Below are 11,890 nucleotides of genomic sequence, written 5' to 3' on the forward strand. Positions count from 1 at the left end.
TATAACCGCTAATTAGCTTGTGTTTATATTTATTTAAGTTGTTGATATTTGGTAAGTGCTTGATGTGTAGTAGCATGCCGGCATTTATTTAATACTGATATTTTTCCGTTATATATAATAGTTTATAAATGAAGTTGAGTCCGTTGCGTATTACTGCGGTTTATGTATTAGTAAGTGTGCTGTGGATTACATTAAGTGACAAGGTGCTGTTTGGTTACCCTGATGTTACGGCAGCCAATGAACTGCATACAGTAAGTACCCTAAAGGGGGTGATATTTGTAACCGTTACGGCATTGTTACTATGGTTGTTGATGCGTATCAAGTTTAAGCACCTGAGCGAAAGTGAACGCCAGTACCGTTATATGTATGAGGGGAATAAGTTGCCAATGTGGATTTATGATTTGCAAACCCTCAAGTTTGTATCTGTAAATGATGCAGCTATTGAGCATTATGGTTACAGCAGGGAGCAATTCTTGCAGATGACCATTATGGATATCAGGCCGCCCAGCGATAAAGAAAAGGTGTTGGACGGATTAAAGTCTGTTTCCAAGAACTTAAAGCATTCCAGCAACTGGGTGCATTACAAAGCCGACGGTACACCTATTTTTGTGGATATCAGCTCACAGCAAATTTTATTTAATAATAAACTCAAAGTAATGGTTACCGCACAGGATGTAACCACTAAAGTATATTTTGAGCAAAAACTTAAATTAGTGAATGAAGATCTTCAGGAGCAAAAAGGCCGCTTAACCGAAACACAGCAAATTGCTAAAATTGGCGGCTGGGATTTTTATTTTGAAAACAAGCACCTGGCTTGGTCAGATGAGATGTATGTAATAACAGAAACCGATCCCGCTGATCCGACCATTGAGCTATATCAACATTTCCTGAACCTTATTCATAAAGAAGACAGAGACGCACTGATTGCTGCCGTCAGAGCATCCATACAAAGGGGAAAACCAGTTGATATGACGCACCGTATAGCACTAATAAGTGGCCGGGTGCTTTTTGTAAGGCAATTGGTTCATATTGAGTATCGGCCCAATGGTAAGCCGCACAGACTAGTTGGCTCCATGCAGGATATTACCGAGTTTAAGCAGTTAGAGCTTGAACGCAATAGTTATTTTTTGGGATTAGAAAATACGCTTGAAAGTATAAGCGAAGGGTTTTATGCGCTAAACAAGGAGTTGGTTTTTGTTAAAATCAACAAAAAGTTTGAAATGGAAACCGGCTTAACAGCCAGTCAGGTTATTGGTAAAAAGTTAGAAGATATCTTTCCCGGTGTGGAAAGGCGAATCACCTATCAGCAATTAGTTACAGTGCTTCGGGAGAAAGTGCCGGTGAACTTTGAAGTTTGCTGGGAGAATTTTAACCGCTGGTTTGCCTTGTCGGCGTACCCGACCGAAGAAGGGCTTGCCGTTTATTTTAGGGATATTACCGAAGAAAAGAAAAAGGATGCACAACTGCAGGAAGCGCTGGACCGTTATGGTATCGTATCCAAAGCAACACAGGATGTTATATATGATCATAATTTTGAGCTGCATACCATAACATTCAATACAAACCTGCACTTGTTAATAGGGCAAAATGCACAGAACCACAATAACAGTATATCTTGGTGGCTGTCTTTAATTCATCCTGATGATTTGGAAGTAGTGCTTCAAAGCCAAAAAGAAGTTAACCAGAAGCGGGAAACCCGGTGGCAATGTCAGCATCGCATTCGCTTTAACGATAGCTATAAATATGTTTATGCGCAGGGGTATTTCGTGTACAATGCTGCCGGTAAACCGGTAAGGATGATCGGCTCTATAAGGGATGTAGACGAGCTGCACCGCTCGAACGAAGAAAACAAGCGCTTGGCCAGCATAATTACACAGGTTAATAATATGATTGTGGTGCTGGATGGAAACCATGAAATAGCATGGGCTAACAAAGCCTTTGAAGAATATACAGGTTATACTTTTGAAGAGATGCTGGGTAAGTGTGTTGCTGATTTGGTAGGCGGCGATAAGTTATCTGCCATTGATGCCGCTAATATGAATGAGCGAATCAATCGTCAGGAAAGCTTTTCTACCGACTTGCAACATTTCCTTAAAGATGGATCCACACAGTGGGTAAACGTAGCTTTCACGCCTCTTTTTAATGATAACGAACAGCATACCGGTTATATAGCGGTACACGAAAACATAACCGTTCGTAAAGAACGCGAAGAAAGAATATATATACAGAATAAAATACTACAGGAAATATCGTGGTTAAGCTCGCATGCATTCCGCAAGCCGGTTGCTTCTATATTGGGATTGGCCTACCTGGCAAAGGATGCACCTGTAGCTGAAAAAGACGATATTATAGGAATGATCAATGAATGTGCAGAGGAGCTTGATGAAATTGTTCACCACATAACCGATAAAATTAGTAATGAGTTTTATCCAGGCATCTCAAATTGATGAATTTAATCAATGTATTTCTTCGTAGTACAACTTATATCTGATTCAATAATGGTAATTATTTTAACCAGTTAAGTTTAAGGAGGACTTTAATCTGGTCAAATAACAAAAAAGGGAACCATAAAGGTTCCCTTTTTTTATAATAGCTGTTAAGTAAGCTTATGCTAAAACTTCTTTAACACGCTCTGCAGCTTCTTTTAACAGGATAGCCGAGAATACTTCTAAACCAGAGTTATCAATCAATTCTTTAGCTTCCTCAGCGTTTGTGCCTTGTAAGCGAACGATGATAGGCACCGGGATGTTACCAATTTCCTGATAAGCATCAATTACACCTTGTGCAACACGGTCGCAACGTACAATACCACCGAAGATGTTGATCAGGATAGCTTTTACGTTAGGATCTTTCAGAATTATGTTGAAAGCAGCCTTAACGGTTTGTGCATTTGCAGTACCACCTACGTCCAGGAAGTTTGCAGGCTCACCGCCGGCAATCTTAATGATGTCCATAGTAGCCATTGCTAAACCAGCACCATTTACCATACAACCTACGTTACCATCTAATTTAACGTAGTTAAGGTTTGAGCGGCTGGCTTCAACTTCCATCGGATCCTCTTCTGATTCATCGCGCATGGCAGCATAATCAGCATGACGGTACAATGCGTTGTCATCCAGGTTTACTTTAGCATCAACAGCTAAAATTTTATTATCTGATGTTTTCAGAACCGGGTTGATTTCAAACTGAGAGGAGTCGGTAGCATCGTAAGCTTTGTAAAGCGCGGTGATAAATTTCACCATATCTTTGAAAGCATCGCCTGATAAGCCCAGGTTAAAGGCAATTTTACGTGCCTGAAAACCTTGTAAACCTACTTTAGGATCAATCTCTTCTTTGTGAATTAAGTGCGGGGTAGAGTGTGCAACTTCTTCAATATCCATACCGCCTTCGGTAGAGTACATGATGATGTTACGGCCTTTTGCACGGTCAAGCAATACGCTCATGTAAAACTCTTTGGTTTCACTTGCACCTGGGTAATAAACATCCTGAGCAACCAGTACTTTGTTTACTTTTTTACCTTCAGGTCCGGTTTGCGGCGTAACCAGCTGCATGCCTAAAATAGCGCCTGCTTTTTCTTTAACCTCATCCAGGTTCTTGGCCAGCTTAACACCACCGCCTTTACCGCGGCCTCCGGCATGGATCTGGGCTTTAACAACAACCCAGTCTGAACCGAAATCTTCTTTCATTTTTTGGGCGGCTGCAACAGCCTCTTCCACAGTGTCGGCAACAATGCCTTCCTGTACTCTTACGCCAAAGCTTTTTAGAATGGCTTTACCCTGATATTCGTGAATATTCATGTCTTGTGAAGAATTTGCGGTAAATCTACAATTTCAGTTTTATTAAAAAAATCCGAATGCCGTTTTTATGCAAATAGCTATGGCTGGTCACTATAACAGGCAGGGAAGCTCAGGATGCAAGGAACAATAAGTAAGCATTATACAGGTCATTTGGGCAGGCCTACTTTTTTCCTATTTTTGCATATGCTTAAAGCACTGTCTATCCAAAAATCATACGGCAAGCTGCAAATACTAAAAGGGGTAGACCTTGAGGTGGCGCAGGGCGAAATTGTTACCATAGTTGGCGCTTCGGGCGCTGGCAAAAGTTCTTTGCTAAATATTATCGGTACGCTGGATAAGCCCGATGCCGGACAGATTTTTTTGGATGATCTGGAGGTAAGCCGCCTTAACAGTAAGCAACTGAGTGCTTTTCGCAATACAAAAATTGGTTTTATTTTTCAGTTTCACCACCTGCTGGCCGAGTTTAACGCAATCGAGAATGTTTGCATACCAGCCTTTATTGCCGGTGTTGCAAAGGCAGAAGCGGAAACCCGTGCAGAAGAGCTATTGAAAAAGCTTGGCCTGGGCGATCGGGTACACCATAAGCCTAATCAACTTTCGGGAGGGGAGCAGCAGCGTGTTGCCGTAGCCCGTGCACTGATCAATAAGCCGGCTTTAATATTGGCTGATGAACCATCTGGTAACCTCGACTCGGCAAATGCACGCGAACTGCATGAGCTGTTTGTTGACCTGCGTAATGAGTTTAACCAAACGTTTATCATTGTTACGCACAATGAAGAACTGGCCAACCTTTCGGACCGTAAGGTGACGATGAAAGACGGCCTGATTGTTTCTTAACAATACCATTTATTTATAGTGAATATCCTGATAACTGCAGCCAGTTCGGCTAAAGCTCACCAACTAAAGCGCGAGCTGAATTCTACTGAAATACTTTTGGGCGATTACCTGGACTTGCCGGATGTGATGCTAAAATCGGGCAGAATGTTGAAACTGCCCAGCCCACAAGCTGATACTTACCCGCACCAAATGCTGGCCTTTTGCCTGGACAATCATATTGACACCGTTTACCTGCTTAACGCTACAGAGGCTGTACAGTTGCAGCCTGCCGAACAATTATTTGATGAATACGGAATTAAGCTGATCCCTGCTCATGGTTAAGTATACTGATCTTGATCCGCGCCTGAACGCCTATGTTTTTGAGCTCGACAATGTGTTATATCCCGAGAAAGATTACCTTTTTCAGGTTTATTACCTGTTTGCCGGTTTTATGGAATATACCGAACTGCTGGATGCCAAGGTGCTGGTAAACCTGATGGTACAAACCTATGAACAGGAGGGTAAAGAAGAGGTGTTTAACCGGCTGCAGCAACGTTTTAAAATAGACGAAAAGTACCGGTTCAACTTTGAGCATTTACATAAAAATGCCCAACTGCCTTTAAAACTGCTTTTGTTTGATGATATGCTTAAGCTGTTGCAGGATATAGTGGTTGACCGCAAAAAGATTTTCATTGTAACCAATGGTGATCCGCAACTGCAGCTCAATAAAATAAAACATACCGATTGGCAGGGACTGGAATCGTATTTAATCTGTTATTTTGCTAACGAAATTGCTCCTAAGCCTGAGCCCGATGTAATACACCAGCTTATGGGTGATCATCAACTACAACGGCGGGAATTAATTATGTTTGGTAATACCCAGGAAGATGAGTTATGTGCCGAAGCCAGTGGCATCACCTATCAGCCGGTAGAATAGTACTTTCTTTACCAGTTAATTATTATTAAATTGCTCCTAAACACACAATACACACACACAAGCACCTTAATTTTATTATATGAAAAGATTTTTACCGGCTATTGTATTATTTGCCGTAGCCTTCACTTCTTGTAAAAAAGACAAGAAATCAGATCCCGCTTCTGCGTTAGATTTATACCGGGATACCATTGCATCATACGCAAAAGAAGTTTATTTATGGAATGATGCCATACCTGGCAGCTTCAATCCCCGATCATACACAGGCAGCAGCGATCTTGACGCTTTGCAAAAGGAAGTAAATGCAATATCGCAATTCAAAATCAACCCATCAACCAATAAGCCTTTTGAATACACGGAGGATTATCCGGGAGAGGCCAAATATTCGTACGTTGATGATGGCACAGCAGCTACCGAAATTGGTGGTACAGCAGGCGATTTTGGCTTCGGGCTTACTTACATTGCGCTTAATGATTTGCGTATTCGTTATGTATATGCCAACTCATCGGCAGCTGCACAAAATGTAGTGCGCGGTTACCGTGTTACAGCGGTTAATGACCAGTCTGTAGCGCTTACTACCGGCAATAGCTCCGATCCGGCCTGGATGAACGTGAGTAAGGCTTTAAGCAGTAAGTCGGTTAAGTTGACTTTACAACGCCCGGATTTCAGTACCTTTAGTGTAAACGTAAACCGGACAAGCTATACCATCAACCCGGTTTTAAAATATACAGTTGCTACAACAGCTGGCGGTAAAAAAGTAGGCTATTTCGCGTTTGGTACATTTACGTTGCTTACCAATGCACAAGCTTACATTGATGCTGCATTCAATTATTTTGCAACACAAAATATCAGCGAACTTGTGGTTGATTTGCGCTATAATGGGGGCGGTGCCGTACAAACTTCACAGTACCTGGCCAACCTCATTGTGCCGGCAGCTAAAAACGGCGCCGTTATGTTTACTGAAAACTTTAATAGCCGTATGCAGAAAAATGATATTCCTTTGCTACGCAAAAAGTACGGTAGCAGCATAGAAGCCGATGATTTTTCAATAGCTAAAAACACCTACACTTTTAGCAAAAAAGGATCATTGAACCTGAACCGTGTGTTTTTTCTGGTAACAGGTAATACGGCTTCAGCCAGTGAATTGTTAATCAATAACCTGAAGCCAACAATGAATGTGCAGGTAATCGGCGAAACTACCTATGGTAAACCGGTAGGCTTTTTCGGTTTGCCGGACGGCCCGTATGATGTGTATCTGGCTATGTTTGAAAGCCGCAACTCCGCTAATCAGGCCGATTTTTATCAGGGCATGATTCCGGGTAGCGCTAATTTTCCAGGCAAGGCCATCTATGATGATTTAACTAAAGATTTTGGCGATCCGCAGGAAGGCTATTTGGCTACAGCTTTAAATTATATTGATAAAGGTAACTATTCAACAACCAGTGTTAAAACCTTGAGCGTTTCTGCCGGATCAGACAGGGGCAGACTGAACATGCTGAACAGCAAGTTCGAAGCAAATAAATTCAAGGGCTTGATTGATAGCCGGCTATTGCCAGCACGCCGCCGGTAGTTAGTCGGCCATTTCGCGCATATCAACCGCAACCACACGGGATATTCCCTGCTCAACCATAGTCACACCGTAAACCACATCGGTGCTGGCTATGGTTTTTTTGTTGTGCGATACAATGATAAATTGCGAACCGGACGAAAATTTACGGATGATATTATTGAACTTATCAATATTGGTATCATCCAGCGGTGCATCCACCTCATCAAAAATACAGAAAGGCGCGGGCTTAAGCAGGTACAGTGAAAATAGTATAGCCGTAGCCGTAAGCGTTTTTTCGCCACCTGATAGTTGGTTGATAGATAGCGGGCGTTTACCTTTCGGTTTGGCTATAATATCAATATCCGACTCCAACGGACGGTTAGGATCGGTCAGAATTAAGTCGCAAGAATCTTCCTCGTTAAATAGGGAGCGGAATACTTTGATAAAGTTTTCGCGCACTGAAATAAATGCGGTCATAAACTTTTCGCGTGCGGTATCATCAATTTCCTGTATGGTTGAAAGGAGAGAAGCTTTGGCTTCCATCAGGTCTTTTTTCTGATTCTGAATGAACTGGTAACGTTCGTCCATCTCCTTGAAAGCTTCCAGTGCCATGGGGTTAATGGCGCCAAAATCATCAATCTGCTTTTTGAGCTTTTCCGTCTTCTCGCGCAGGTCATGCTCGTTCTCATCTGCCGGCATTTCGGTTTCCAGCAAATCCTGCATATCAATATTAAACTCAACGGCTAAACGCTCTTTGAGTGCGTTGAGCTCCAACTTCAAATTATTACGGCGATCTTTCAGCTCGTTTTCAATAACGTCCGATTGATCTTTTCTGCGACGCAATTGTGTAATCTCGTTTTCTAATTCAGTTACCTCGCTGCGCCCCGAATAGTATTCCATTTCGGCTTGTCGGGTGGCTTGCTCCAGGGCATCACGCTGGCTATACATCTCCAACAGTTCCTCGTCCGAAAAATCGGTTTGCTGAACGGTTTCCAATAATGCGGCCTGTACCTTTTCCATCTCGGTGGTGTTGGTGCGAATACGGGCCTCCAAACTATCCTGCTGACTCTCCCGGTACTCCAGGTCTTTCACCAGACCCGACACCTTGTTTTGCTGTTGATGGAAACGTATATTCTCCTGATTATAGGCGTTGGATTGTACGGTGGTATACTCGTTCAGTTCATTAAATGCTTGCTGCTTGTCCAGCAGCAGGTCACTTTGAATTTCTTTCTGTGTTTTAAGTTCGGCCAGTTGCGGTTGCAGCGTTTGCTCTTCTTCCTTTATGGTCGCAATTTTGAGTGCAATATCCTCTTTGCGGTTGCGGCTATTGGTAATAAACGTTTGATACTGCTCGCGGCGTGTAGTAACGGTTACCAACTCGGTATGCAGCCGGTTCAGTTCCTGCTGGCGTTGCTGTATCTCAGAGGTTTTGCCTGATGCCTTTAAAGCAGTAAGCGTGCTTTGCAGTTCTTCCTGCTTACTCTTCAGTGCAGCAATTTCGTTTTCAGCTTGCTTGATCTCCTTGGCTAAGTTTTCCAGGTTTTTAGCCCGGCCAATACGTTTGCCCTCAAACAAACCTACCGAACCACCGGCCATGCTCAATATGGATTTACTGAACTTGCCGCTTTTGCCCAAAAGCACGATGCCATTAGGTACCATGGAATTGTTCAAATCATTCTCGCCAGCATCATTTACGAGGTAAACATTTCGCAGTAAGTAATTGCATAGTGGTTGATAACGTACATCAACCTCTACCGCCTCCAAAGCAGGCAGCCACTGCCCCGGATTAGGATTGGCAACAGGTTGTGCGGCTATTTGCTGATAGTGGCTTAGAATAAAGAACTGGGCCCTTCCGCGGGATGCACTGCGTAACAGGTTGATTGCGTTAATAGCATCGCTATAAGTATCTACCACGTAATAGTTCATTAGCGGCTCCAGGTAGTTTTCAATAGCCACGCGGTATTCTTCCCGGCAAAACAACACATCGCTGAATAATGGTGCAGTTTTAGCCCAGTCGGCATGCTTTTTCAAAAAGCGTATCGATTCGGGAAAGCCTTCCAGGTTGTCTACCAAACTTTTGGTCAGGTTGTATTCGTTCTGCTTAGCATCCAGTTTACGGGTATGCTGCACCAACGTATCTTTAATCTCGCTGATGCCCGCTTCCGTTTCCTTGATTTGCTCCTGCAGCTTGCTCTCAAAATCGACAGCCGTCTGGTGTTCTTTCTCGGTAGTTTCGGTGCGGTATTCCAGCTCGGCCACCAGTTTGTTAAAATGCGATAGCTCTACCTCGCGGCTGGCTGCATCCTCCATGTTCCGCTGGCTTTCCTGTTCAAGCGCCTGCTGTTGTATGCGCAGGATATCCAGGTCTTTTTCGGCTTTGTATATCTGATTTTGTAAACGGTTGTTGATGTTGGTCAGCTCAGTTAATTCTGCACGGGCAGCGGTTTGTTCCTGGCGCAGCTCATCTACGGCATCTTTTAAATCAGCAACCTTGTTCTGTATGGTTTCCAGGTTATCTTCTTCCTGCAGCTTTTCTTCCGAAAGGCGCTTGATGTTATACAGCACATGGTTCAGCTGGCCGCGATCACGTTCCAGTTCTTCGGTTAAACGCGCTTCCTTATCGCGCTGAAACTTCAACTGCTCGTTCTTGATCTTTTTCTCACTTTCGTAAGCCCTTATTTTGGCCACATACTCGTTAGTGGCTTTTTGCTGTACCGACAGATTTTTTTCCTTAGTCAGGTTATCCAGCTTCAGCTGCTGAACGGAGGCTTCGAGGGTATCAATCTGGGTAACAATGCCCGATTTGTTGGCCAGATGTTTTTGTTCCTGTTCCTCAATGCTAATCAGCGAATCGCTGAACGAGGCCAGTCGGAACGATGCCAGCATAATGCTCAGCGTTTTGTACTGCTCCTTTAAGCGGTAAAAGCGCTCGGCCTTTTTGGCTTGGTTCTCCAGCGTTTTCAGGTTCTTTTCAATTTCAAACAGCAAGTCTTCAACCCGCTCAAGATCGGCCTCGGTATCTTTTAGTTTATTAAACGTCTGCTTTTTACGGAGCTTATATTTAGATATACCGGATGCTTCCTCAAACAGGTTACGACGCGAGCCTTCCTTATTGGTGATGATTTCATCAATCATCTTTAGCTCGATGATGGAGTAGGAGTCTGACCCGATGCCGGTATCTAGAAACAGGTCCGTTATATCTTTCAAACGGCATTGAACATCATTCAGCCTGTATTCGCTCTCGCCGGTACGGTATAGCTTGCGGGTGATGGTAATTTGCGAAAACTCGGTAGGCAGTACGTTTTTGGTGTTATCAAAAGTAAGGGAAACCTCGGCCAGGTTGGCGGGCTTACGATTTTTGGTACCATTAAAGATGATGTTCTCCATCTTTTCGGACCGTAAGGCACGGGTGCTCTGCTCGCCCAATACCCAGCGTATGGAATCGACCACATTGGATTTGCCGCAGCCGTTAGGACCAACAATTGCGGTAACACCCTCATTAAAATTAATGGTTATTTTATCGCCAAAGCTCTTAAAGCCTTTTACTTCTAACTTAGTTAACTGCAATCTTTACCTATCAATAGTTCAACCTTCAAAAGTAATGAAAAAAAAGGTTTTTCGGTAGTGGCGTAAGCGTGCCTAATACCGTTTTATGCAGTGCGTTTTTTATGTAATGCTTTTGCGTTCAGCTATCTTGGATGATGTAGGAATAAGTTCTGTATAACGGAATTAGCAGATGAGATTAGCTTATAAGAATTCTGATAGTTCGGTTACTACATAAATTAGGATCAGATATAAGTGTTCCACTTTTGAAGTGGTACAAAGTGGAACGAACCGGTACACGCCGGTACAGGTGGTACACTTTGGTACACCTAAAACGGCGTTTGCAGTATGCAAACGCCGTTCAAAAAAAGTGGTACACTTTGGAACACCCGGAACAGTTTGGTACAGGTATTTATACTCGTGACACGATCGTGTCAGTACCCGGTTATGCGATATTAAATGTAAATTTCGCCTTTCAGGTAGGTTACGGCATTGCCGCTCATCAGGGCACGGTCGCCTTTATGTTCGCACCAAAGCTCGCCTTTGCGTGCCGATAGTTGGTAGGCATGCAATTCGTTTTTGCCCAGCAGATCGGCCCAGTAAGGAATAAGGTTGCAATGTGCCGAGCCGGTAACCGGATCTTCGGCAACACCAGCTGCCGGAGCAAAAAAGCGCGATACAAAGTCAACAGTTTTTCCCGGGGCAGTTACAATAATGCCAATAGCATCCACTTTGGATAAAGCACTATGGTCGGGCACTATGTTTAGAATATCCTGTTCGTCTTCATACACTAAAAAATAATCGCGCGAGCGTAGTACCTGTTTTGGTAACTTATCGCCCAAGCCGAGTGCGCCAATCAATCCCTCGGGCAGCTCGGCCGGGTAGGGCGGGCGCGATGGAAAATCAAGCGTATACCGGTCGCCGTTTCGGGTTACTATTAATGTACCTGCTTTCTCTGTAGTAAAATGTATGGCCGGTTCATTATGGCCTAATTCAGTAAACAAAATATGGGCGGTAGCCAGTGTGGCATGGCCACAAAGGTCAATTTCTAACTCAGGTGTAAACCAACGCAGGTGATAGCCTTCGGGCGTTTTAATGAAGAAAGCCGTTTCGGCCAGGTTATTTTCGGCCGCTATCTTTTGCATGGTTTCGTTAGGCAGCCATTCGGTTAATGGGCAAACGGCAGCTGGGTTGCCGCCATACAGCTGGTTGGTAAAAGCATCAGCCTGATAGATGGGTATCGTCATGGTA

At 43.6% G+C, this 11,890-nt stretch carries 7 protein-coding genes and 1 pseudogene; 5 read left to right on the forward strand and 3 right to left on the reverse strand.

The window, feature by feature from the left end; translation table 11 throughout:
- The first annotated feature begins 128 nt into the window (after window positions 1–128).
- Window positions 129–2,447 carry a PAS domain S-box protein gene (locus KHS38_RS00575; RefSeq protein WP_213485991.1) on the forward strand — a complete coding sequence of 773 codons (2,319 nt, stop codon included), beginning with the start codon at window positions 129–131 and terminating at the stop codon, window positions 2,445–2,447.
- Between the two features lie 159 nt (window positions 2,448–2,606).
- Here the strand turns inward: KHS38_RS00575 and sucC are convergent.
- A pseudogene (gene sucC / locus KHS38_RS00580) lies at window positions 2,607–3,800 on the reverse strand (ADP-forming succinate--CoA ligase subunit beta); the annotation flags it as partial.
- A gap of 180 nt (window positions 3,801–3,980) precedes the next feature.
- On the opposite strand from sucC, the gene KHS38_RS00585 reads away from it, so the two are divergent.
- From KHS38_RS00585 to KHS38_RS00600, 4 genes are all read left to right on the forward strand, one after another.
- Window positions 3,981–4,634: an ABC transporter ATP-binding protein gene (locus tag KHS38_RS00585; RefSeq protein WP_213485997.1), complete on the forward strand. Its 654-nt coding sequence runs from the start codon at window positions 3,981–3,983 to the stop codon at window positions 4,632–4,634.
- Between the two features lie 18 nt (window positions 4,635–4,652).
- On the forward strand, window positions 4,653–4,955 hold the full coding sequence (locus tag KHS38_RS00590; RefSeq protein ID WP_213486000.1) for a hypothetical protein: 303 nt from the start codon (window positions 4,653–4,655) through the stop codon (window positions 4,953–4,955).
- Entirely contained in the window at window positions 4,948–5,550 is a 603-nt protein-coding gene (locus KHS38_RS00595) for an HAD family hydrolase (protein ID WP_213486002.1), read from the forward strand. Before KHS38_RS00590 ends, KHS38_RS00595 begins: the two co-directional genes overlap by 8 nt.
- Before the next feature lie 79 nt (window positions 5,551–5,629).
- Complete coding sequence (locus KHS38_RS00600) at window positions 5,630–7,117, forward strand: S41 family peptidase (RefSeq protein WP_213486005.1); 1,488 nt, start codon at window positions 5,630–5,632, stop codon at window positions 7,115–7,117.
- On the opposite strand, the gene smc is transcribed toward KHS38_RS00600, so the two are convergent.
- Window positions 7,118–10,663, reverse strand: coding sequence for a chromosome segregation protein SMC (gene smc / locus KHS38_RS00605; protein WP_213486018.1), 3,546 nt, complete (start codon window positions 10,661–10,663; stop codon window positions 7,118–7,120). It lies immediately after the preceding gene.
- Window positions 10,664–11,094: 431 nt separating this feature from the next.
- Window positions 11,095–11,886 carry a PhzF family phenazine biosynthesis protein gene (locus tag KHS38_RS00610; RefSeq protein WP_213486021.1) on the reverse strand — a complete coding sequence of 264 codons (792 nt, stop codon included), beginning with the start codon at window positions 11,884–11,886 and terminating at the stop codon, window positions 11,095–11,097.
- Window positions 11,887–11,890 lie beyond the last annotated feature (4 nt).

The organism is Mucilaginibacter sp. Bleaf8, assembly GCF_018390515.1.
Lineage (GTDB): Bacteria > Bacteroidota > Bacteroidia > Sphingobacteriales > Sphingobacteriaceae > Mucilaginibacter.